The sequence below is a fragment of the Acholeplasma sp. ORD1043 genome (assembly GCF_057808485.1).
On the sequence record NZ_JAQLOJ010000010.1, the window covers coordinates 1 to 25,308 of the forward strand.

A 25,308-nucleotide genomic window follows, 5' to 3' on the forward strand; every position below is an offset into this window, starting at 1 on the left:
TTTTGAATCCGCCTTTTTCTTATTATTTGTTGAATTTAAAATTAATTATTTTGTCCAACTAAAGTTGTCAATAACCATTTGTTGGTTACCGTCGTTACCTGTAGCATAAATCTTAACTGTAACTTCACCAGTTAATGCTGGTCCGTCATAAGTATAAGTAAACACTGTAGTTAATGCACCAGAACCTTCACCAAAAGCAGGGATATCATATGTTGTTGTTACGCCATTAGCTGTAACATCAATTTTGTATGTTCTTGGAGTACCACCAGTGAATACCTTGCGGTATTCAAATGAGAATCCATCTAAACCATCAGCAAATACTGCTTGTAATGAAGAAGGTTCATTTGCACGACGTAATAATACGCCAGCACCATCAATTGTACTATCAGCAGGAGCTGTAGCATTCATTGCATGTACCCATGTCCATACAACGCCTTGAGCAGTATATGTACCATTAGTGTATGATGAAGAGTTTGTTGATAATTCTGAAGCACCATCAAATGTTTCTGTGAATGTTTCAACTGCAGTACCTTTTACAGTGATTTCAAATACTTTAGTATCTGTTTCTTCACCGTTTACTAATGTAGCTGTTAATGTAACAACAACATCATTTTCGCCTCTTGTAATTTTGCCGTCTAAAGCGATAACAGCATCATTTGAAGTAGCCCAAGTAATTGTTGAACCTTTCGCACCAGTTGCTGGTAATACTAAGTCAACAGTAGTTGTAGCAGGTAATGTTAATTCAGCTTTGTCTAATGCTAATTCTTCAGCATCAGTTAATACCGGGGTAGCACCTTCTGAAGCTTGAGAAGCTTTGTAGATTGTTACAAATGCATTGTTGCTAGCCCAACCTAATAAACCACCTTCAATTGATACATAATCACCAACTTCTAAAGCAGCGATGAATGTAGAATCATCTAATGCCGTAACTCTAGAATCCCAGAAGAATCTGATCGTCTTGTTAGTTACTTCATCTAATAATACTAAATCGACATTACCAAAGTTATTAGCAGTGATTGATTGAACTTTCATATTTGAAAGACTGATTAAACCTGATTGGAATGGTAATAAGTCAGCAGCAGCCCATGATTCTACTTCACGTAGATCTTTAGCTTCTGGTAACGCAGCACCAGCACCTAATTCAGTGAATTCATAGTTTGTAATTTGTTGTAAGCCTTGGTATGCACCACGTTGACCTAAGATTTCAACTTCCTTACCAACAAGAGCAATTAAGTCTACGTCTTTAGCGTTGTGGAATGTTGCAATAAAGCCAGTTTCGTCGAATACAACGATTGTATCATTTGCAGAATATCCTAGTACTGTTGCATGGATTCTTACATAGCCTGAAGTCTTAGCTAAAGCTTGAGCAACAGTTGAAACTGCAGGTAAACCGACAACCATTGAAATTTCTTTAGTATCTGTTACTGAACCTGATTGGAATGTAGCAACAACTGTAACAGTAGCTAAACCTTCAGCAGGCATTGTAACAGCACCGTTTGTTAAGTTTAATAATGCATTATTTGGATCATCAGCATTCTTGAATGCCCATGAAATTTGAACACCATTTGCATCTGTAGCAGGTAATGTTACATTACCAGCTTTAACTACTTCTGCAGGTAATGTGGTTGCATTCTTAGCTAATTCAACTTTTTGAGCATCATTTAATGTAGCAACGATACCAGTTGGGCCGCCTACATAATAAACTGCGAATGCATGATTGTTTGAACGGTAAGTATAGATAACAATATCCATTGTTACTTCATAACCGTTAAATGATTTAACATATGCGAAATCACTTGTACCATAATAGAACATGAAGCCCATAGCAGGATTATCTTGTGAACCAGTAGTCCAACCTTCAGTAGATTGTGCAACATCTAATAAATAGGTGTTATAGTTACCAGTATCACCAGGGATCATATAAACTTTACCAGTTACTCTTGCATAAACTGCTTCAAAATTGCCGTCTGCAACTGTACCGTAAGCTGACTCATGAACACCGGCATTAACCCATGCATCACGTTTTTCGTTAATGTTTGTGATAACTTCTTTAGTTGGCATTTGAGGAGTTGCATCAGTTTGTTCTACAGCTGTAGATTCAGTGATTTCCCAGATACCATAGTACCAGTCAATTGTACCAGAAACTGTATATACTTTACCTACTTCTAAATCTTTAGCTGCGCCTTGATAGATTTGAATAATACCTGTTCCATCATAAGCCCATGCTTCAGAAGCACTCTTAGCAAAGACGGTCATATTAGCAATTTCAACTTGATATGTACCATCGTATGATTCATCAGTAAGCGCTAGAATATCGGCAACTGTATTGATTTCAATATCAGCGACTTCTTTTTCTTTTACTGTTAATTCTATTGACCAAAGTTTAGTTAAAATATCATCAGATAATTCTGATTTGATTTTTAACTCTGCTGTGATTGTAACTTTGGCATCCCCTTGTCCTTTGATAGGACGATTAACTGTAGCAATGATAAAACCTGCTGCATTTGGTTCACCAAATGAAAGGATTCCTGTCTCACTTGATTCCCATGTAGCGGTAACACCACCAGTCATAGTTGAAGGTAATTGGAAGTTACCTGTTATGTTTGATGGATCATTGATAAGTTGTGTCAATGATTGAGACGCTGTATCTAATTTTGCTAAAGCTCCGTCAACTGGTTGTTCACACGCCCAGAGTACAACAGAGAATAACATTACTAGAAATGCGGTTAAAACATTTTTCATGTATTTTATCTCCTTTATATAAATTTTATTTAAATAACATGAAATACAGATTAGTTTCTAATAAAGTCGTAAGTATCTTCGAATTCTCTTTGGATGAATGCTTCTAAGTCATCATCGCTAGATGGAGTATATTTGAAAATTCTATCTAACATCTTACCAACTTCAGTTCTAGTTTTTGATCCTAAACCGAAGACAGCTGATGTGAAGAAATTATTTTGATATTGATTGAAAATTTCAATCGCTTCTTTTACTAATTTGTTTTGTAAGTCCACAGATGTTGTTGCATTCGGGTTAATTGATGCAACATAATCTAACCATTCTTGAGTCTCATAAGAAGATTTTCTAGTTGGAGCATAACCAGATGGTGTACCAAATTCAACACTCTTTTCTGGTTGTGTGATGAATTTCATGAATAACCATGAAGCTAACATTTCTTGTTCGTTTGATTTTTTGAATAGATTAATGTTTGGTCCTTGTTGGATTTGGAATGCATGTTCTGCATCTTTACCAGGAAGTGGAGCAACACCTACACGATATCCAGATTGCATTACTTCATTTGAAGCACCAATATAAGCGTAACGTGTGCCACCAGTTGAACCAACATACATGTATACTTTTTTATTAGTTTTCATGATGTCTGATGTATATGCACCATTTAAACTTCTAGTAATCATTAAACCTTTGTCTACTTTATCTTTGAAATACATAAGCATTTCTTTGTTTTTATCATTTGCAAATTGAATTTCACCTTGACCAGTTACCTCATTGTAACCTGTATAAGGAGCATCCCATTGTTTAGCACCAGTAATAAATAAATTATCTGATGAATCGTAACCAAATGGTGTAGCATCTGGTTCTCTTAATTTAATATCTGCAGCGATTTCAAATACTTCTTCCCAAGTAGTTGGGACTTCATAACCATATTTTTCGAAATATGAGGCATTATAGAAGAATGCTTCACTTGATTTAGAGAATGGAAGTGATAAAACTGTACCCTCATTATCATAACCAACACTTTCAGCCCATAAACCTGGTAAGAAGTCGTTGACTTCTTCTTCTGTCATTCCATAAACTGGATGAGAAATAAAGTGGTTTAATGCTAGCGGAGCATCAGCTGTAGCATATCTTGCAATATGGTCAGGATAACTTTCTGCGATATGGGGTTCATTACCTGCAGCAATTGATAATGCAATTGTATCAGCAAGAGCACCATAATCATCTGAAATCTTAGTTTGAACTACCGTAACGTTTGGATATAATTCTTGGAAATCCTCAATCCAAGATACTAATAGTTCCTGACTTGCGGCTCCCATGCGGTGCCAAAAATTAATTGTTACAGGTTTAGTTGTATCAAAAACAGCTGTTTCTGGTAGTTCGTACCATTCAACTAGTTTTCCACCAACTTTACCGGTTCTTTCGCCGCCACATGCAACAAGCACGAAACTGACGAATAAAGCCATTAAAGTTATATAAACTTTTTTCATCGATTCTTTTCTCCTTTTTTTTTGAAAATATTTTTATTAGGTTTTAACCTTTAACACCTGATCTTGATACGCCTGTCATAATATATTTTCTAAAAATTACGAATAATAATAACAGTGGAACCGTAACAATAACAGTTGCAGCCATTTGGTAATTGATTAATGTTCTACCAGAACCAGTTGATGATTGGTCTGTGAATGAACTTCTTAGCCATGTTGTTACGAGTTTATATTTCGCGTTAGCAACCATATCTGGCCAGATGTATGCATTCCATGAACCCATAATTTTTAAAATTACAATTGTAATAATACTTGACTTAGCCATTGGTACCATTACTCGCCATAAATATACGAAATCACGAGTTCCATCGACTTTTGCAGCATAGTAGAGCTCATTTGGAATTTGTTTAAATGTTTGTCTTAAAAGATAAATGTGGTAAATAGATACTAGGAACGGAATAACCATTGCGTAGTATGACTCAATTCCATCAGCATTAAACCAGCCTAATCTAGATACTGTAATGAAGTTTGAGATAACCATCATTTCCCCTGGAATCATCATTGTTGCAAGTAAAAGAGTGAAAATTAATTCGCGTCCTTTAAAGTTTAATCTTGCTAATGAAAAGGCAACAAAGATAGAGAATAGGGTTCCTAATAATGTAGATGCTAATGCAACCACAATTGTATTAAATAAATATGTGGAGAATGTAATACTTCCTTGTGATGCTTGCGAATAGAAGAAAACATTTATATAGTTTTGTGGGGAGAATACTTTAGGAAATAAACTAATATTTGCAGAGTTTAAAACTTCCTCACTACTTTGGAATGATACGTTTAGCATCCAATAGAATGGAACTAAAACGATAATCGCAACAACTGTTAAGAATAAGTAGGTAAAGATCTTAGAAGTAATCATTGCTGATTTTTGAGCTACGATTTTTTTATTGTGTGTATAATCTGTTTTAATTGTTGTCATAGCGCCCTCCTAATAGTGTACTTTCTTCTTACTTACATATAGGTTGAACACAGTGATAATCATAATAATAAGGAATAAAATTACCGCTGCAGCTGCACCTTTAGAATAGTAAGAGACAAAATTATCATCTAACCAGCCATCGCCCTTAATCTTACTATAGACGTAAGCAACGACAGTCCATTTACCTTGATATAGGTATCTACCTTCACCAGCAACCGCTAAGACAGATTCATAAGTCTTAAATGCACCGATTAATGAAGTAATAACAATATAACTAATCAATGGGGAAAGTAGAGGAACTGTAATTTTTGAGAATACTCTACGTTTTGGTGTCGAGTCAATTTTGGCTGCATCATAATATTGTTTAGAAATACTTTGAAGTCCACCGATAAATACTAAAATTTTAAATGGTAACGCATTCCAAATGTTATAGATTACAACTACCATCATCCAGCGTTCATATGGGGCTGTGTCACCAATCCAGTCTAATTTTAAGTTGAGTATTGTATTAACTAGACCTTCTGGAATTCCACCTGAGACAGTTGGATGGGCAAACATTAAGCTAAATACCATACCAACAGCAAGTGTATTAGTTACATAAGGAATAAAGAAAATTGTTTGGAATATTTTTTGAAGTGGCTTGATTGAGTTTAAACCAACAGCAATTAACAATGCTAAGATGGTTGAACCCCCGACAGTGAAAATAACCAAGACAGTAGTATTAGCAAGTGCTGTGAAGAAAGAATTATCTATGAACACTGCTTGATATGCCATTAAATCAAAATAGCTACCAAATGTATCATTTGTTGGGTTATATTGCGTAAAGAAAGAAATCAATACGGTTTTGATCAATGGATAAAATGTGAATACTGTTAATAGGAATAGCGGAATGGCTATATAGAGCCATGCAATCCTATCTTTTTTATGGCTTAACATTACGCAATTCTCCTACCGGTTTCTTTATCAAAAATAAAGGTCTTACGAGGTTTCAAGTTAAACTTAACTTCTTTCATGCCACTAACATTAACTTCATCATTGTTTAAGATAATTCTCATTGATCCATTAAATGCATTTTTGTGACTTACAACTAGTGCTAAGTCACGACCAATTGTTTCAACGAATTGTGCTTGAACAGTTAATGCGCCATCTTCAGATATTTCATAACCTTCAGGTCTAACACCAATAACAACTTTGTTTGATGAAGCATCTTTTAACTTATTTGAAGTAAAGACGACTTTTCCATCAATTAACACTTTGTTACCTTCAACTGTTCCTTCATAAAGGTTAATTGGAGGAGTACCTAAGAATTTAGCAACAAATAAGTTTTCTGGTTGATCATAAACCGCTTGAGGCTGACCTTTTTGTTGTTCTTCACCGTAGTTCATAACAATAATCTCATCAGAGATTGACATCGCTTCTTCTTGGTCGTGTGTTACGAATACTGTAGTAATACCTGTTTCTTTTTGGATACGTTTAATTTCTTCACGAGTTTGTAAACGTAATCTAGCATCAAGGTTTGATAATGGTTCATCAAGTAATAATACTTTAGGTTTTTTAACAAGCGCACGAGCAATCGCAACACGTTGTTGTTGACCACCTGATAATTGAGCTGGCTTCTTGTCTAATTGATCTTCAATACCAACAAGTTTAGCCATTGCAATAGCTTGTTCAATCATATATTTTTTATAATTCACTGAACGTGCATCGTGTACAAGTTTAATACTTGGAGTCATTGTTTGTTCAAGACGAACTCTAATCAAGGCTTCACGTTTTTCTTTGTCAGTTTCTTGAGTCTTAGCTTCAGAAATAATTTGTTTTTTGTTTTGAAGAAATGCTTTATATTTTTGATCAAAGTTTTCTTTGATCGTTTTATATAATGTATCAAGACTTTCTGGAGTGATTTCGGCTTTTTTAGCTAAATAGTCTTCTCTAAATGCGTTGATACGAGCAATGTGCTCTTCTTTAAGTTTAATTAAAACACCATTGTGAGCTTCTTTAACTTGTTGATAGTGTTCTTTGTTGCTAGATTCTTTAGCATCTTTAAGTTTCTTTTCTTCAGCTAATACAAGGCTATCGTATTGAGCTTTAGCTTCACTTTCTGTTCTTCTAAATTTATTTTGAAGACTTTCAAGTTGAACTTGATAATCATAATAAGCCTTAGCTTCCTTCGGCATTTCGAGTAAATGTGCTTGTTTATAAGCTTCATCAATCGATACCTTGCGCAAGTTCATATTTTCAAGTGGGAACAAGATGTTTTGTCTCACTGTCATATGAGGGTATAAAGCATAGTTTTGGAATACTAATCCAATACCACGTTTTTCAGGTGTTAATTCAGTAACGTCTTCGTCACCGAAAAAGATTCTACCTTCTGTTGGATAAAGTAAACCAGAAATCATATAAAGGGTTGTTGATTTACCACATCCTGAAGGTCCTAAAAGACCAACCAATTTTCCTGAAGGAATCACGATGTCTAAATTCGAAACTGCGCGTGTTTCGGTTTTAGCTTTAGGATCCGAGAATACCTTGGTTAATCCTTCTAACTTAATTTGCATATTGCCTTGCTCCTTAATTTTTTTTGTGTTCTTTTAAAATTTTTCCATAAAAAAAGCCCATAGAAATAGGCATTTATAATGATACTAAAAAAGAAACGAATGTTTCGTTGGTGTTGTTTACTTGAATTAAATCGAAACTAACTGTCATTAATTTCATAAGAATCCATATTCCTCCAACTTCATCTATCATTATATGATAAAGCAAGACTAAATACAAGCGTTATTGATATTTGATACCTACTTAATTTTTTGCAAAATTAGTAAAATTATTTCGTTGACTGAATTAGAAAAATATATCCAAACGAAATTTTATGAAAAAAGTGCGCTTTTCGCACACTTTTAAAATTCTAAGTTTTTAGGTGTTCTTGGGAAAGGAATGACATCTCTAATGTTTTCAACACCAGTTAGATAGATTAATAATCTTTCAAATCCAAGACCAAATCCTGAGTGAACACATCCTCCATAGCGACGAAGATCTAAATACCAGTCTAAATCTGCCTTAGGAACATGCATTTCTTCCATTCTACGTTCTAATACATCTAATCTTTCTTCACGTTGTGAACCACCAACTAATTCACCAGATCCTGCAACCAGTAAGTCAACTGCTGCAACTGTTTCATTGTCATCATTCACTTTCATGTAGAAAGCTTTAATATCTTTTGGCCAGTCAGTTACAAAAACTGGTGTACCAAAGTGTTTCTCTGTTAGATATTTTTCATGTTCTTTTGCTAAATCTCTACCGTGAACTGGTTTGTTTTCAAATTTAACACCTGAATTTAATAGAATATCAATCGCTTCTTTATGTGTAACTTTGTTAAATTCTGAGTTTACAACCTTATCTAACTTGGCAAGTAGACCAGGTTCTACAAATTTATCGAAGAATTGCATTTCTTCTTTTGCATTTTCTAACACATAAGAAATAACGTATTTAACCATTGATTCAATCACATACATGTTATCTTCTAAATCAGCAAATGCCATTTCTGGTTCAATCATCCAGAATTCTGATGCGTGTGTCATTGTGTTTGAATTTTCAGCTCTAAATGTTGGCCCGAATGTATAAATATTACGGAAAGCCATAGCAAATGCTTCACCTTCAAGTTGACCTGTAACTGTAAGGTTCGCAGCTTTGCCAAAGAAGTCTTTTGAAAAATCAATTTCACCTAATTCTGTTCTTGGTAATTTATCTAAGTTTAATGTTGTAACTTTAAACATTTCACCTGCACCTTCACCGTCATTAGCGGTGATTAAAGGTGTGTTAACATAAACAAAGTCTCTTTCTTGGAAGAACTTATGAATTGCAAATGCAGTTAAACTTCTTACTCTAAATACTGCAGAGAAAAGGTTGGTTCTTGGACGAAGATGCGCAACTTCTCTTAAGAATTCTCTTGTGTGGCGTTTTGGTTGGATTGGATATGTTTCATCTGCACCACCTAATAGTTTCACACTTTTAGCTTTGATTTCAAATGGTTGACTACGTTCAGGGGTTAATTCCAAGATACCCACAACTTCAATAGAAGAACCTACTGTTAGTCTTGTAACTGCTTCAAAATCTGCTGTTTTTTCTCTTTCATAAACCACTTGAATAGTTTCAAAGAAACTACCATCATTTAAATTGATGAATCCAAATTCTTTTTGATCACGATGGTTTCTAATCCATCCTTGTAATACAACTTCTTGATCAGCAAAAGCTTTTGGATCTTTGAAGATTTGTCTAATTGTTAATTTCATATTAAACCTCCTGTTAAAAAATAAAATCCTTAGACTAAAAATAGCCTAAGGACGAATTAAATATTCCGTGGTACCACCTTAGTTCTGGGTTTCCCCAGCACTCATAAACTTGATAACGGTAGTTAACCGTACAGTTCTACTCAACTAAAAAAAGTCTTTCTTCTGTCTCTCAAAGGGTTATTCATATGCATAATATGTTAATTTTCACCAACCATTAACTCTCTTAAATAAACACGCATATTACTCGTCTTCTCTACGATTTAGTTTGATTATATCAAATTTATGGCTTTATTCAACATCATTTGGGTCGTTTAAGGATTCAAAATCACTCTTTTCAATCTTAAATACCTTTTTGTTTAAACGTCCCATTGGTTTTTCTAAACTATCCGCTGCTTTATTGATATTATTAATGGATTTTTTCACATCTTCCCAACGTTCAAAGAATAATCTAAAATCATTGAATAACCCTTCTAGTTCTTTTAACATCTTTTCAGCATTCTTTTCTCTATCAATATTAGATGCAATAACAATAATCATTGTAAGCATATAAACAAGTGTTGTTGGTGATGTAATCCAAATAGATTTTTTTTGAGAATATTCAATTAAATCCGGATATTTAGCTTGGATTTCAGCAAAAACAGATTCAGACGGAATAAACATAACTGCTTGATCCGCTGTTTCACCTTTTAGAATATATTTTGAACTAATATCATCAATGTGTTTTTTAATGTTGGTTTTAAAGTCTTTTTGAGCTTGATTTCTAGCGTCTTGAGAAGCTGTATCATCATTCATTAATAAATAATTTTCCAAAGAGAATTTGGAGTCAATCGGAATATTTCCAACCCCTTCAGGGCCATAGATGATTGCATCAACCATTGCGTTATTTGATAATTTCTTTTGACGTTCATATAAAACTCTATTACCTTCACCAAAGACGTTATCTAAAATGTTATAGAGTTGAGCTTCCCCGTACATACCGCGAAGTTTTTTATCAGAAAGTAAACTAGAGAGTTCATCAACGTTAGTTGATAATCGTTCAATATTTTTTTGAGTCGTGTCAATAACTGTTAGACGTTCTTTAATACCATCAAATAGTTCTTGACTCGTTTTAAATCCTTCTTTAAGTCTAGTTTCAACTTTTTCATTGATTGAAGTCACATCTGTTGTTACTTTTTGAGTTAGATAATCTTTAAATCGATTTAATTCGTCTTTAATTTCATCTTTATTTTTAGCATTTTTAACTTCAAGTTGTGCTGCGATTTCTTGTTTTAAACCATCAATTTTAGCCAGTAATTCTGCTTGATATCGAATCTTTGATTCGTCTTCCTGTGGATTTTGAATAACACCTGGTGTTTCTTTACTTTTTACTAAGAATAAAACTAGAATGATAACTAATATGATTAAACCAGTAATAATGGCTATTAATACTATTTCTAAATTTGTCATTTGTCTTATCCCCCTTAATCTAAGTAATACACATGAATTTCTTGATTTCCATCTTCGTTTGTGATGGTTTCCTTGTAAATTGTGATGTAAACATCATCAGATAAAAGAATATCGTAGTCAGAAGGTATAAATCCATCTTTGTCTAAATTATAGTTTGGATTTGAATTTGTATTTACTTGAGCCCATGCTCTAGTGACTAAATCTGTACAATAAAACTTATCTTGTGTATCGAATATGAAAAGATAATTATATAAACCGCGGTCGACTTTATCTTCGATAAAATCTACTGCTGAATCAATATGTTCTTGACGTGTATTTTGATCTCTAAATTTAGTTCTAACAGCAAAAATTTCAGGACGATAGTATTTTCCATAATAAGGATATTCCGCATGTCCTACACCGCGATATGGAACCATCCAATAATTGGTGATTTTTTGTATAGAAACACCATATTCGTTAGTTTCATCATAACCTCTATGTAATACGACATTAACCATCGTACTAAAATCAAGAAGCCCGTTTGCTGTCATTCCGGTTGATTGTAGAATTTGATTGTCTTTACCAACCAGTGCAGCGTGTCCACCTAACCAAAAAGATAGCATTTGGTGAATTACTGGAGTGTATGGAAATGGTGATTCAAAAGTTAATAAAATATCACCCTCAACACCAGGGTAATGACGTGTAACAGAATCATAAAAAACATCACGATCATCTGCAATTTCCCATTCATGAACTCTAGCTACTTTATGGTATACATAAGTATCACCAAATTTGGTTACAGTTTCTGACTCATATGCACGTGATTTAAACTCTTCTAGTTTCTCGTTTTTCTTAATATTTTCATAGGTTGAAACACCTATCGAATACATGAATGAAAATAGGAGAATCATAAATATAAACTTGAGTAATTTAATGCCAAATCTTCTTCTTTTTTTCATAGTCACATTATAACATTAAAGAATACTCCAAGTACTCTTTATTATCCTTAATAATCTTATTATAATCGAAAACATTTAATAAAAGAAAAGTGGAACATTAAGTCCCACTTTAGGTTTATTTCTTTCTTGGTTTGATAATGATTGCGCGTTCTTCGCCTTCACCTTCAGATTCGGTTTCAACATCGCGCCATTCTGATAGTTTGGCATGAACAATACGACGATCAAACGCGTTCATTGGGTCAAGTTTAACTGCAATACGTGTTCTTGCTACATCTTTAGCAGTTTTAGTTGCTAAAATTTCTAATTGTTTTTTACGGTTTTCATGATAGTTTCCGATATCTAACGTAACAAGTACTGGGTCTTTAGAGAATGATGATAAATGATTTCTTAATAAGGTTTGAAGTGCTAGTAATGTTCTACCATCTTTACCAATTAATAATGCATTTTCGCTTGATTGTAAACGGTAGAATATTTCATTTGGTTGATGAGATCTAATTTCCATTTTGCATTCAATACCAAGTGCTGTGACAATACCTTCTAAGTAAACCTTACCTTCGGTAATCAAGTCAATTTTAGGGGTTGCTAAGTATGTTGTAGTTGCTCCTACACCTAAAAAGCCTTTTTTCTCTTTAAGAATTTCTAAATCGATTTTATCTTCTGCAATTTTTAATGCTTCTGATGCTTTTTTTAATGCTTCTTGCAGATTTTTAGCTTCAATTTGAACTTGCTTTAACATGTTTAATTCCCCCTTAAACAATGGATTGAGCAGATTTTTGCTTTTGGTACTTTCTTTCTGAAAGCTTACGATTAATCATTGATTGAATAATTGAGTAAATATTACCAACTACCCAGTAGAAACCTAACGCGTTAACTGATGAGAATGTAGTGATTGTCATCATAGCAATCATGACTGTTGAGACAGTTTTCATTGTCTTTTCAGTTTGCATAGCTTGTTCAGTCTTAACTTGAGTACCAGTATTTTTTGCATAGCTTGGTTTTTTAGCTGATAACTTTTGTAGTAACCACATTGTAACACCAACAATTGCGGCTAAAATATAACTCCATGGATCGGTGAATCCACCAGTAGAAGTTAAATCTAATGTACCAAACATCATCTTAGTGTTTGAAATTTGGTTTAACCACATTCCACCAGGATTTGTAATACGATAAACTACTTGGAACATTGCAAGGAAGATAGGCATTTGGAATAATGGTGTTAAACATCCTAAGACTGAAATACCATATTTCTTATAAATTGCCATCATTTCAATTTGCATTTTTTGTTGACTAGCTGGGTCTTTCTTCATTGCGTACTTATTTTGTAATTTATTTAAATCTGGTTGTGCAAGTGCCATTTTCATTGACATATCGTTAGCTCTTGCATAAATTGGCCATGCGATTGTACGCACGATAATTGTAGCGAATAAGATACCAACTGCATATGAGTTGAAGAAAATGCTTGCAAAGAATTGCATTAAGAATGAAATGGGGATAATTAAGATCCAGTCCCAAATATAACCTAAGAAACTGTTTTCCATTTCAGTAGAAATAGGTAATTGATTGTCGTTGGCAGGTTTAACTGTATGGTTTTTAACAATCACTGTTGTTTCTTTAGCATCTTGGAACTTAAATGTAAATACATTTAGTGCTTCCATTTTCTTAATATTATCAGCATAACCTGATGGTTTTGCATCTTCGAAGTAATTTACTGCTGGTTCACTAGTTACATCATCCATAGATTCTGCACCAAATGTAGCAGTTAAAACTGAGATACCTTCTAGATCAACTTCTCTCATGATAGTTGTCCAGTATAATTTCATGACATTTTGAAGTTTTTCACCTTCATCCTCAATGCCATAAGAGGTAGATAATGCTTGAACTGCAACAGCTTCCATATCAGGAGCTGCGTCATTAAATAAATAAATATTATATGATGTTGTATATCCGCTATAAGAGATTGTAACCTTATAGATACTATCTGATAATAAATCAATTGTTGTAACAACTTCTGCATTATCAATTAGAGCCGCAGAACGGTTGTCTAAGATAGCATAGACTTCAAAGTCATCTTCTGATACGACAGGTTTTCCACCAGTCACTTCTTCTGTAGTGTAAACAATCTTATTCGGGCTAACGAATAAATCTGATTTGTTTGCACTACCTGTACAAGCAACTAATACAAAACCAAGAGCTAACACTGTAAGTACTGCTAAAAATTTACGCATTTGTTCGATCCTCTTTTTCTATTAATTTTGCTCTTTGTAACAATTTTGATACATGTTCTAGAATACTAATGTATTCTAAAGTACTAACACTAGGTTTAACAACAATCACAAAAGAAACATCGCTTTTGATATCATCTTTAAATTTCGAAAGCACGTATCTAATGCGTCGTTTAACCAAATTTCGTTCAACTGCATTTCCGTATTTCTTACCAATTGATATAGCATATTTAAAGTGTCTGTGTTCGTGCTTTTGCATATAGATCGCAAAATAGCTGTTACCTACAGAATTCTTTTTCTTGAATATGCCATCTATTTCGTTTTGACTTTTGAGTGAATAATATCTGTTCACGAAACTCACCTTTACTTATTTCTATTAAATTTAAAAAATAAAGGACTGCCTAAAACAAATACAACGATTTGTCAATTATCTGGTAGTCCTGGTTATTTTTAATTGAATAGATTCATTTATTGGTTGGTAAAATTAAACGGTTAATACGTGGCGACCTTTAGCTCTTCTTCTTGCAAGTACTTTACGACCATTTGCTGTAGCCATACGTGCTCTAAACCCGTGTGTACGTTGGTGTTTAATTTTGCTTGGTTGATATGTTCTTTTCATAAACGAACACCGCCTTTCTCATGAAACCTTGCCTAACTTATTATAAATAAAGTATCTGTAATTGTCAAACATATTTTTTAAAATAATTTTGTCCACAAATTTTGCCCCACTTTTTAACATTGCTTTTCAACAAAATTGTGGATAAGTTGTCCACAAGTTATCCACAGTGTGGGAAAGTGGATTAAACAATATGAATGGCTTTATAAGGCTGTAAGGTTAGTTTATTTTGTCCACATTTTACCCACTTTGTAACTATTTTCAGTAAATTTTATCCACAAAAAATGTGGAAAACTTTTTATTGTTTTTTCGTGCGCGTGTGCTATTATAGTAGTAACTCAAACCACAAATTTACAAAGGAGAAAAAAATGAGTCCTTACGACAACCTCTGGCAAACAATTTTAAAGGATTTAGAACGACTATATAGTGAAGAAACATATAACGAGTTGTTCTCTCCAATCACCTCTACATATAAATATCAAAACGGACTAATTACGATGGTTGTAGCCAACGAGTTTTTGAAGAATCGTATCAATAAACTCTATATTGGCAAAATCAATGAGTTAGCATCTAAATATTCAGATCATCCGGTTCGTTTTAAATTCATTACTCAAGATGAGGTTAAACCAGAGGATTCTTCTCCTGAACGTAAAATTTCAATCGATTATCGCCAAGGGAATTTAAACTCTACATACACTTTTGATTCTTTTGTAGTTGGTAAAGCAAATATGTTTGCATTCCGTATGGCGATGAAAGTTGCCGATCAACCTGGTGTTGTTGCTAACCCATTCTATATTTTTGGTGATGTTGGTTTAGGTAAAACCCACCTTATGCAAGCAATTGGTAACTATATTTTAGATAATGATGTTTCAAAACGTTTATTATATGTAAAAGCTGATAATTTTATTGAAGATTTTGTTTCCTTATTATCTAAAAACAATAAAACAGATGAATTCAATAATAAATATAGAGATATTGACGTTTTACTAGTTGATGATATCCAAATTATGGCTAATGCTTCTAAGACTCAAATGGAATTTTTTAAGTTATTTGACTACCTATATTTAAATAATAAACAAATTGTAATTACATCTGATAAACCGGCATCTCAATTAACAAATATTATGCCTCGCTTAACTACCCGTTTCGAGGCTGGATTATCTGTTGATGTTCAAGTTCCTGACTTAGAACACAGAATTAACATTCTAAAACGAAAATTATTAACTTTTGATAGTTCAATTGTTGTTCATGATGACATTCTAACCTTTATTGCTTCACAGTTTACAGCAAACATCCGCGAGATGGAAGGTGCATTAATTCGATTAATTTCTTATGCTCAAACATTCAATTTAGAGATCACCATGGATGTGGTTGAAGATGCTTTAAGTAGTATCTTAAAAACTAGAAGAAAAACAGATTCCTTAAATGAAAATAACTACGATAAGATTCAATCTGTAGTGGCTGATTACTTTAATATAAGTCTACAAGACTTAATAGGTAAGAAACGCCATGCTAAATACGCATTACCTCGTCATATTGCAATGTATGTAATTAAGCTTAAATATAATCTAGCTTATAAAACAATTGGTTCTCTATTTAGTGACCGAGATCACTCAACGGTACTTGCTGCATGTGAGAAGGTTGAGAAAGATATGAAGTTAGATAAAAATCTTAAGTTTGCCTTAGATTCAATTCTTAAAAAATTAGATATTTCTTCCACAAAGTAATGTGTACAAAAATATCAAAAATGTGGTAAAATAATAAGTGTATGAAGCGCTCAAATGACGTTTTCCACTTTCCCACAACTACTAATAATAATAACTAGAAACTATAATAAATAAAAAGGGGTTAATTATGAATTTCACAATTGACAGAGATGTACTTTTAAATAACCTTATTCATGTTCAAAAAGGATTACCAGTTAAGACACCATTACCAATCCTTTATGCGATCAAGTTTGAAGTGTTCTCAGATTATATTCAATTAACTGCATCTAATTCAGATATTGCTATTCAAGTTTTAATTGACGATAAATCATTATCTGTTCTTAAGACTGGTAAGATTGCATTACCAGGTCGCTACTTTATCGATATTATTAGAAAAGTGGCCGCGCAACGCATCGAAGTTGCTCTTCAAGAAGAAAGATTATTAGTCATTAAGGCTGATCGTTCTGAATTTAAATTAAAATTAATGGATGTTGATGATTATCCAGATGTTGATTTCTTAGATTTAGCAGAACCGTTAACTGTTTCTTCTGAACTTATTAAAGAAATCATTAAAGAAACTAACTTTGCAACAGCTGATAATGAAAAACGCCCAATTTTAACAGGGGTTAATTTAAAACTTCAAGATCAAAGAATCTATGCGGTTGCTACTGACTCTTACCGTCTATCTCAAAAGAGTTTAGCTTTAAGATCAAGCAATGAGCCATTTAATATCGTCATTCCTAATAAATCACTAGATGAATTATCTAAGATTTTAGATCATGTGAATGAAGAGTTAGAAGTTTTCATCAACCCAAACAAAGTTTTATTCAAAATGAATAAGATTTTATTCCAAACAAGATTGCTTGAAGGTACTTATCCAGATACATTTAAGATTATTCCGACATCATTCCCAACAATTATTAGTTTCAATAAAGAAGAATTATTAGCTGCGGTTGACCGTGTAAGCTTATTATCACCACGTGACCGCGAATCAAACTACAACATTATTAAACTGACATTACGCCCTGACCAAGTAGTTGAAATTTCATCAACTAACAATGAAATCGGGGATGCTAAAGAAGAAGTAATTCCGTCAAGTGATGTTGATGGTGGTCTAATCTCTATTGCTTTCTCTTCAAAATATTTAAATGAAGCATTAAAAGCATTCAAATCAAGTGAAGTTACATTAAACTTTGCTGGAGATATTAGACCGTTCGTTATCAAAGGTAACTTAGATCCAGATTTATTACATCTAATCCTACCTGTAAGAATCGACTAATTTATAAAGCGTTCCTAAATGGAGCGCTTTTATTATGCTCAAAATTAGGATGAGAGAGATAAAATTAGCGATTTTAGCCTTTTTATATAAAATCATGAGTTCGTATCTTACCCTGAAATAAAACGTTCATATATAAGGAATTTGAAACATATGATTAAAATCTCTTAAGAAAGGTAAAAAACATGTAAAAAATACACACATTCTTCACCATATAAAACGATCTAAAAAGAGATAAAGTAAGATTTAAAACGACTAGTTTTCCTCTACTACATACACTGTTAGTTATCAAAAATATAAACATTTTTGTGATAAAGATAAGTATTATGATTGATTTACTTCCCACCATAATATCAATAACAAATTAAGTTTTTTCGCACGCGTAAGGAAAACCACACATTTTATAAAACGGCAAAAATCGGCTCGATTTAAAAGTTTTACATAAAACCTTAACTGAGTTAAATATTGATATCAAAAAGCGTTATTTTAGGCGTGTTTTTTCTTATATTATGATATAATATAAACAGACAAGGAAATAAAACACATGGAAATCGTAAAAATTATTGGTGAATTTATCACCATCTCCCAATTATTAAAAATTAAAGATTATATCTCATCTGGTGGAGAAACCAAGTTTTTTTTATTTGAAAACGAAGTTCTTCTAAATGGTGTTGCAATTGTTGAAAAAAGAAAAAAGATTTATCCAGGTGATATTGTCACAATTAACAAGAAGAGATATCAAATGCAATGATTGAAAAAATCGAGATTAGGAATTTTCGTAGTTTAAGTCAGTATGAACTAAAAATTAATAATCCAGTGGTTTTAATTGAAGGACCCAATGGTGTAGGTAAAACTTCTATCCTAGAAGCGATTTACTTTGCAGCTACGACGAAGTCACATCGAACATCAACCGAAAAAGAGATGATCGAACACGATAAACCTTATGCTTTTGTTAAACTTCAAACACATGATGCTCAATATGAAATAGTTTTATCAAGTAGTGGAAAGAGAACTTTAATCAATAAAGTTGAAATTAAAAAGATTTCTGATTACATTGGTAAACTCCATTTAGTTATGTTTGCCCCAGAGGATTTAATGTTAATCAAGGGGGGACCTGCAGAACGTAGATATTTCATGGATTTAGAACTGATGCAAGTTTCTAAAGAGTATTTACGATGGCTCAATCATTACAAAAAGATTCTAAAACAAAGAAATTCACTCCTAAAGAAGTTAAAACCTGATGATGATCTTACTTTCTTAAACATTTTAGGTGAACAACTCTATGAAGTTGGTTCAAACATCTATGATGCAAGAGCGTCCTTCACTACAGAAATTAATGAATTCTTAAAAGCGTCAAATTTCAAGTATAACGACTTTAAGGTTGAAATTAAGTATCAACCTAACCTCAGTAAAGAGGCATGGCTAAAATACTTAAAAACGAAGCAAAAACAAGATATCCTCTATGAACAAACGATGACTGGTGTTCATAAAGATGATTTTGAAGTTCTTTTTAATGGAGTATCAGCTAAAGATTTCGCATCGCAAGGAACCCAAAGATTAATTGTTATTGAATTAAAGCTTGCACTATTAGAGTGGATCAAGAAAAAAACAAATAAAGAGGTAATCCTACTCTTGGATGATGTCTTATCAGAGCTTGACTTAGATAGACAAGAGAAATTCTTGGCTTCAATCTCTAATGCACATCAAACATTTATTTCAAGTGCAGTAAGTATAAATACCCATATCAAATATCAAAAAGTTATGTTGTCAAAGGAGAAGCATGATGGAAAATAATAAGAATAATGCGCATTATACCGCCGATAATATTCAAATTCTTGAAGGATTAGAAGCCGTTAAAAAAAGACCTGGTATGTACATTGGTTCAACCGGGGAAAGAGGACTTCATCATTTAGTTTGGGAAATCGTAGATAATTCAATCGATGAAGCACTAGCAGGTTATGCAGATACCATTTTAGTTGAAGTATTACCAGGTAATATTATTCGCGTTTCAGATAATGGACGCGGTATTCCTGTTGATATTCACCCTAAAACTGGCCGTCCAGCGGTTGAAACCATTTTAACAACCTTACACGCAGGTGGTAAGTTTGATAAAGGTTCATATAAAGTTTCTGGTGGTCTTCACGGGGTTGGTGCTTCAGTTGTTAATGGTCTTTCAGCATGGTATTTAGTTGAAATCCATAAAGATGGTAAGAAGTACGAACAAAAGTATGAGTATGGTATCCCAGCTTATGACTTAAAAGATCTTGGACCAACAGATAAATCTGGTACAACAACATCTTTCTTAGCAGATCCACATATCTTCACTGAGACAACACACTATAACATTGAAACGCTAAGAAATAGAATTCAACAATTGGCCTTCTTAAATAAAGGTTTAAAGATTTCATTAGCTGATTTAAGAGTCGAACCTCACTATGAAGAAACATTCCATTATGAAGGTGGAATTATCGAATATGTTCAATTCTTAAATACTACTAAATCAAAGATCCATCCAGAAGTTATTTATATCGATAAAGAACAAGATGGTATCACTGTTGAAATTGCTCTTCAATATGTTGATTCATATACACCAAATATTTATTCATTCACAAATAACATTTCAACCACTGAAGGTGGTATGCATGAAGATGGCTTTAAACTCGCATTAACACGTGTATTATCTAAATATGCAGATGATCAAAAGATGAAGAAAGATGATGCAATTTCAGGTGAAGATACAAGAGAAGGTTTAACTGCCATTATTTCTGTTAAACACCCTGAACCACAATTTGAAGGTCAAACTAAGACTAAACTTGGTAACCCAGAAGTACGTTCAATCACTTCACAAATTACGCAAGAAGCATTAGAAAGATTCTTACTAGAAAATCCAGCACAAGCTAAATCAATTGTTGAAAAGGTTATCCTTGCAACAAGAGCACGTGTTGCTGCCAGAAAAGCTAAAGAGTTAACTAGAAGAAAGTCTCCACTTGATGCATTAGGTTTTGCATCTAAACTTGCTGACTGCCGTTCGAAAGATCCTGAAAAATCTGAATTATATATCGTCGAAGGGGACTCTGCGGGTGGTTCTGCAAAACAAGGTCGTGACTCAGAATTCCAAGCGATCTTACCACTACGCGGTAAAGTTTTAAACGTTGAAAAAGCACGTTTAGACAAAATGTTAAACAACAAAGAAATCGTAAACCTTATCCAAGCGATGGGGACAGGTATTTCTGATGAATTTGATATTACTAAAGCAAGATATCACAAGATTGTTATTATGACCGATGCCGACGTCGATGGCGCGCACATTAGAACATTATTATTAACATTCTTATTTAGACACATGAAACCATTAATTGATGCCGGTTACGTTTATGCGGCTCAACCACCACTATATAAAGTTAGCTGGGGTAAAAACATTGCGTATGCTTATTCAGATGATGAGCTACAACAAATTACTTCAAAGATTGAATCTAAACCATCAATCCAACGCTACAAAGGTCTTGGAGAAATGAATGCAGAACAACTTTGGGAAACAACAATGGACCCACATGCTAGAACATTACTACAAATCAAATTAGAAGATGCAATTGAAGCTGATCAAGTATTCTCAATGTTAATGGGAGAAGAAGTTGAACCTCGTAAAGACTTCATCCAAAAGAATGCTCAATATGCAACTGATATTGATATTTAAGAAAGGATTTCATCATGAGTGACGATATTAAACAATATGACAAAGTAAAAGAAGTGAATATCTCTTCTGAGATGAAGACATCGTTCTTGAATTATGCGATGAGCGTTATCGTATCACGTGCATTACCAGACGTTCGAGATGGCTTAAAACCGGTTCAAAGACGCATTTTATTCTCAATGCATGAAAATAATATGTATGCATCGAGTGCACATAAAAAGTCTGCACGTATCGTCGGGGACGTTATGGGTAAATATCACCCACACGGTGACTCTTCAATCTATGAAGCAATGGTTCGTATGGCACAACCATTCTCATATAGAAAACAATTAGTCGATGGACATGGTAACTTTGGTTCTGTAGACGGCGACGGCGCAGCTGCGATGCGTTATACTGAAGCAAGATTATCTAAGATTGCTGGTGAAATGGTTCGCGATATCGATAAGAACACAGTTCAATTTGTCGACAACTATGATGCTTCTGAACAAGAACCATCAGTGCTTCCATCACGTTATCCAAACTTACTTGTTAACGGTTCAACTGGTATTGCAGTAGGTATGGCAACAAACATTCCACCACATAATTTAGGTGAAGTTATTGATGCAATCTTTGCATACATGGACTACCCTGATATTACAGTATTAGACTTAATGAAATATGTTAAAGGACCAGACTTCCCAACCGGTGGTCAAATCCTTGGTATTACTGGATTACGTTCTGCTTATGAAACGGGCCGTGGTATTATTGCAATTCGTGCAAAACATGAGCTTGTTGTCACTAAAAACAGAACTGAAATCATCATTACAGAAATTCCTTATGCAGTTAACAAATCAGCATTAATTGAAAGAATTGCTGAAGTAGTTAAGAATAAGATTATTGAAGGTATTTCAGATTTACGTGATGAATCAAATAGAAAAGGTATGAGAATTGTCATCGAATTAAAGAAAGATGTCAATCCAATGGTTACTTTAAATAACCTATATAAACATACTCAATTACAAACATCATTTGGTATTAATATGATTGCCCTTGTTAACGGACAACCACAATTACTATCATTAAAAGATGCTCTACACCACTATTTAGTTCACCAAGTAGAAATTATTACAAGACGTACTCAATTTGATTTAGAAAAAGCTGAAGCTAGAATGCATATCATTGAAGCTTTAGTTAAAGCATTATCAGATGTTGATAATGTTATCCAAATCATTAGAGACGCTAAAAACCCTGATATCGCTAGAACAAACTTGATTGAAAAATATCAATTCTCAGATATCCAAGCACGTTCAATTCTAACAATGCAACTTCAAAGATTAACTTCGCTTGAAATCGATAAGATTTATGAGGAAGCAGAAGGATTAAAAGTACGCATTGCTGAATATAACGAAATTCTTCAATCTGAAGAAAAGAAATATGAAGTTATTAGAACTGAATTATCAGAAATTAAAGCAAAATATGATGATGACAGAATCTCTGAAATCAATATGTATGAAGACTTAGATATTGATAATGAAGATTTAATCCCAGTTGAAGATATTATTGTGACTGTAACAAATAATGGTTACATCAAACGTATGCCAGTTGATGAATATAAACTTCAAAACAGAGGCGGCGTTGGTATGAGTGGTGTTAAACTCCATGAAGATGACTATGTTGAACATATCGCAATGACATCAACACACGACTTCCACTTATTCTTTACTAACTTTGGACGTGTATTTAAGATTAAAGGATACGCTCTACCAAGCGGTTCTAGACAATCTAAAGGTGTACCAATTGTTAACTACTTAAACTTCTTAGAAGGAGAAAAACTTGCATCATTTACTGCAGTTAAGAACTTCGATGAGGAAAACCATTATCTATTCTTTGTAACGAAGAAAGGTATTGTTAAGAGAACACACATCTCAAGTTACCAAAACATTAGATCAAATGGTATCATCGCACTATCACTTAGAGAAGGTGATGAATTAATTACTGTAAAATCAACCGATGGTAATAAGCAAATTATTTTAGGTGCATCAAATGGTAAAGCAATTCGATTTGCTGAAACTGATGCAAGAGAAATTGGACGTACAGCAACCGGTGTTCGCGGTATGTCACTTGCTGATAGCGAATCAATTGTTGGTGTTGCAGTTGTTGATGGACAAAATGAAGATATTTTAGTCATCACAGAAAAAGGTTATGGTAAACGTACAAATGTTGAAGAATACCGTCTACAACAAAGAGGTGGTAAAGGTGTTAAAACACTTAATGTCACTGAAAAGAATGGTAACCTTGCAACACTTCGTTCAGTAACAGATGATGAAGATCTAATTGTTGCAACCGATAAAGGTATTACAATTCGTCTGGCAATCAACCAAATCTCTCAAACAAGAAGAGCTACTCAAGGTGTTAGAATCATCTTATTAAAGAATGATCAAAAAGTAGCAACTGTGGCAGTTGTTCCACACCAAGATGATGTTGAAGAAGAAGTTGTTTCAGGGCCAGAAATGACTCAAGAACAAATGTCTTTAGAGAATGCAGCAAAACGCATTGAAGCAGTAGAACTTTCAGTAGATGATACTGTTGAGGAAGAAACTGAATCAGCAACTCAAACTAAACTAGACTTATAATAAATAAATAAACTCTATTCCTTTTGGGAGTAGAGTTTTTATTTTTACTAAAATTGATATAATAGAAGTATCATAACGCTTAGGGGTAAGTGCATAATGGAAAAATTATTTAAACATGGGATTAATCTAAATAATCCGGCTATTTCTATTTTATATAAAGAATCAAAAAATAAGATACTTTCCAAATCAAATGATTTTATTAAAGTGTTTGAAAACTACTATACTTTGAAAGTATCACTTTTTGATGGGTTAATTGATTGTGATATGGACTTACATTTCAAAGACGATAAATTAGTTGAAATTGAGTTTTGTAAACCAAATCCAGTTAAAAGTAAAGATGCAAAAGCGCATTATAAAGAGATTCAAAAACATTTAGAAACGCATTTAGGTAAGGGCGAAGAAATACCAAATATCCTAGATGTTGTAAATCAAACAAAAAGTGATCAAATCAAATTTGTATGGGAATTAGAAGAAGCAACGGTAATTCATAAGTTAATTCATGAACTAGCTTACGAAGAATCGGTCATCATTAAAATTAAGGCGTATTAAAGGAACCTAGAATAACGGGTTCCTTTTTGTTATTTTATAGACAAATATAAAAATTAACACACAATCATGCAGAAATTAAAATATGTACTATAATATATGATAATATTTCGTTGAACAATTATTCAACGAGGGTGATTGTAATGAAAAAAATAGAAGAAAAAACAACGCGAACACAGCAAAAAGAACAAACTAAACGTAAGATTTTAGATGCAGCATTAAAAAGATTTTCTTTACGTGGTTTTCACGGGACATCAATTAGAGATATTAATAGTTCAATTGATGTAGCAGATGGACTGTTATATCACTATTTTCCTGGTGGAAAAGAAGAGTTATTTAAGATTATTTCAGAAGATGCTGTAAAAGAAATTGAAAATGAAATAATAAGTCGTCAAATAAGTTTTGAAACAATGCAACTTGAAGATATATTAGAAAGCATGTATCAATTTACATCAGATGTATTTAGTAAACACGACAATGAAGTTAAATTATTGGTTAGTGCCTATTCTGAACTTGAATCAGATGCTAAAAAGAACATTGTAAAAATTATTAACGAAGCAGGCAATTGGTTTCCTAAAATTCTTGATGACAGAATCAAAAAAGGGGAATTAAGAAAAATGGATACAAATACTGCAGCATTATCAGTTATAGGTATCTTCTCTTATCACTTCATTATTGAACAAATGAGTTTAGGTGAAGGTGTTTTAAAAAATAAGGAATTAAGAAAGCAAATATTTAAATCATTAATATCAACTTGGAAAAGTGAGGCATAG

20 protein-coding genes and 1 other annotated feature are annotated in these 25,308 nt (G+C 33.1%); of the genes, 8 read left to right on the forward strand and 12 right to left on the reverse strand.

Annotated features, from left to right (window positions below; all coding sequences use genetic code 11):
* Window positions 1-45 precede the first annotated feature (45 nt).
* From PG914_RS04565 to rpmH, 12 genes are all read right to left on the reverse strand, one after another.
* On the reverse strand, window positions 46-2,742 hold the full coding sequence (locus PG914_RS04565; RefSeq protein ID WP_488822529.1) for an immunoglobulin-like domain-containing protein: 2,697 nt from the start codon (window positions 2,740-2,742) through the stop codon (window positions 46-48).
* A 50-nt stretch (window positions 2,743-2,792) separates the two neighbouring features.
* Window positions 2,793-4,226 carry an ABC transporter substrate-binding protein gene (locus tag PG914_RS04570; RefSeq protein ID WP_488822530.1) on the reverse strand — a complete coding sequence of 478 codons (1,434 nt, stop codon included), beginning with the start codon at window positions 4,224-4,226 and terminating at the stop codon, window positions 2,793-2,795.
* Window positions 4,227-4,269: 43 nt separating this feature from the next.
* The gene (locus PG914_RS04575; protein ID WP_488822531.1) at window positions 4,270-5,199 is read right to left on the reverse strand and encodes a carbohydrate ABC transporter permease; all 930 of its coding nucleotides are present in this window, start codon (window positions 5,197-5,199) and stop codon (window positions 4,270-4,272) included.
* A 9-nt stretch (window positions 5,200-5,208) separates the two neighbouring features.
* Window positions 5,209-6,135 carry a carbohydrate ABC transporter permease gene (locus PG914_RS04580; RefSeq protein WP_488822532.1) on the reverse strand — a complete coding sequence of 309 codons (927 nt, stop codon included), beginning with the start codon at window positions 6,133-6,135 and terminating at the stop codon, window positions 5,209-5,211.
* On the reverse strand, window positions 6,135-7,751 hold the full coding sequence (locus tag PG914_RS04585) for an ABC transporter ATP-binding protein (RefSeq protein ID WP_488822533.1): 1,617 nt from the start codon (window positions 7,749-7,751) through the stop codon (window positions 6,135-6,137). Before PG914_RS04585 ends, PG914_RS04580 begins: the two co-directional genes overlap by 1 nt.
* 339 nt (window positions 7,752-8,090) lie before the next feature.
* Complete coding sequence (asnS, locus tag PG914_RS04590) at window positions 8,091-9,482, reverse strand: asparagine--tRNA ligase (protein WP_488822534.1); 1,392 nt, start codon at window positions 9,480-9,482, stop codon at window positions 8,091-8,093.
* A gap of 44 nt (window positions 9,483-9,526) precedes the next feature.
* Window positions 9,527-9,747, reverse strand: a binding site (T-box leader).
* Between the two features lie 23 nt (window positions 9,748-9,770).
* The gene (locus tag PG914_RS04595; protein WP_488822535.1) at window positions 9,771-10,928 is read right to left on the reverse strand and encodes a DNA recombination protein RmuC; all 1,158 of its coding nucleotides are present in this window, start codon (window positions 10,926-10,928) and stop codon (window positions 9,771-9,773) included.
* A gap of 14 nt (window positions 10,929-10,942) precedes the next feature.
* Window positions 10,943-11,818, reverse strand: a complete 876-nt coding sequence (locus PG914_RS04600) for a hypothetical protein (protein WP_488822536.1) — start codon at window positions 11,816-11,818, stop codon at window positions 10,943-10,945.
* A 163-nt stretch (window positions 11,819-11,981) separates the two neighbouring features.
* A complete protein-coding gene (gene jag, locus PG914_RS04605) occupies window positions 11,982-12,602 on the reverse strand; it encodes an RNA-binding cell elongation regulator Jag/EloR (protein WP_488822537.1) in 621 nt (206 codons plus the stop codon).
* A gap of 13 nt (window positions 12,603-12,615) precedes the next feature.
* Window positions 12,616-14,091 carry a YidC/Oxa1 family membrane protein insertase gene (locus tag PG914_RS04610; RefSeq protein ID WP_488822538.1) on the reverse strand — a complete coding sequence of 492 codons (1,476 nt, stop codon included), beginning with the start codon at window positions 14,089-14,091 and terminating at the stop codon, window positions 12,616-12,618.
* On the reverse strand, window positions 14,084-14,440 hold the full coding sequence (gene rnpA / locus PG914_RS04615; protein WP_488822539.1) for a ribonuclease P protein component: 357 nt from the start codon (window positions 14,438-14,440) through the stop codon (window positions 14,084-14,086). The genes PG914_RS04610 and rnpA overlap by 8 nt, the downstream gene beginning before the upstream one ends.
* Before the next feature lie 132 nt (window positions 14,441-14,572).
* On the reverse strand, window positions 14,573-14,707 hold the full coding sequence (gene rpmH / locus PG914_RS04620; protein ID WP_035369861.1) for a 50S ribosomal protein L34: 135 nt from the start codon (window positions 14,705-14,707) through the stop codon (window positions 14,573-14,575).
* Between the two features lie 365 nt (window positions 14,708-15,072).
* Between rpmH and dnaA the strand changes: the two genes are divergently transcribed.
* The 8 genes from dnaA to PG914_RS04660 all read left to right on the forward strand — a co-directional run bounded on the left by dnaA (window position 15,073) and on the right by PG914_RS04660 (window position 25,308).
* The gene (gene dnaA, locus PG914_RS04625) at window positions 15,073-16,431 is read left to right on the forward strand and encodes a chromosomal replication initiator protein DnaA (RefSeq protein WP_488822540.1); all 1,359 of its coding nucleotides are present in this window, start codon (window positions 15,073-15,075) and stop codon (window positions 16,429-16,431) included.
* A 127-nt stretch (window positions 16,432-16,558) separates the two neighbouring features.
* Window positions 16,559-17,689, forward strand: a complete 1,131-nt coding sequence (dnaN, locus tag PG914_RS04630; RefSeq protein ID WP_488822541.1) for a DNA polymerase III subunit beta — start codon at window positions 16,559-16,561, stop codon at window positions 17,687-17,689.
* A gap of 541 nt (window positions 17,690-18,230) precedes the next feature.
* The gene (locus PG914_RS04635) at window positions 18,231-18,437 is read left to right on the forward strand and encodes an RNA-binding S4 domain-containing protein (RefSeq protein ID WP_488822542.1); all 207 of its coding nucleotides are present in this window, start codon (window positions 18,231-18,233) and stop codon (window positions 18,435-18,437) included.
* Window positions 18,434-19,480, forward strand: coding sequence for a DNA replication/repair protein RecF (recF, locus tag PG914_RS04640; RefSeq protein ID WP_488822543.1), 1,047 nt, complete (start codon window positions 18,434-18,436; stop codon window positions 19,478-19,480). The genes PG914_RS04635 and recF overlap by 4 nt, the downstream gene beginning before the upstream one ends.
* The gene (gyrB, locus tag PG914_RS04645; RefSeq protein ID WP_488822544.1) at window positions 19,470-21,380 is read left to right on the forward strand and encodes a DNA topoisomerase (ATP-hydrolyzing) subunit B; all 1,911 of its coding nucleotides are present in this window, start codon (window positions 19,470-19,472) and stop codon (window positions 21,378-21,380) included. Before recF ends, gyrB begins: the two co-directional genes overlap by 11 nt.
* 14 nt (window positions 21,381-21,394) lie before the next feature.
* The gene (gyrA, locus tag PG914_RS04650; RefSeq protein WP_488822545.1) at window positions 21,395-23,989 is read left to right on the forward strand and encodes a DNA gyrase subunit A; all 2,595 of its coding nucleotides are present in this window, start codon (window positions 21,395-21,397) and stop codon (window positions 23,987-23,989) included.
* Window positions 23,990-24,085: 96 nt separating this feature from the next.
* Window positions 24,086-24,538 carry a hypothetical protein gene (locus tag PG914_RS04655; protein WP_488822546.1) on the forward strand — a complete coding sequence of 151 codons (453 nt, stop codon included), beginning with the start codon at window positions 24,086-24,088 and terminating at the stop codon, window positions 24,536-24,538.
* A gap of 140 nt (window positions 24,539-24,678) precedes the next feature.
* Window positions 24,679-25,308 (forward strand): TetR/AcrR family transcriptional regulator, encoded by a 630-nt coding sequence (locus tag PG914_RS04660; RefSeq protein WP_488822547.1) that lies wholly within the window; start codon window positions 24,679-24,681, stop codon window positions 25,306-25,308.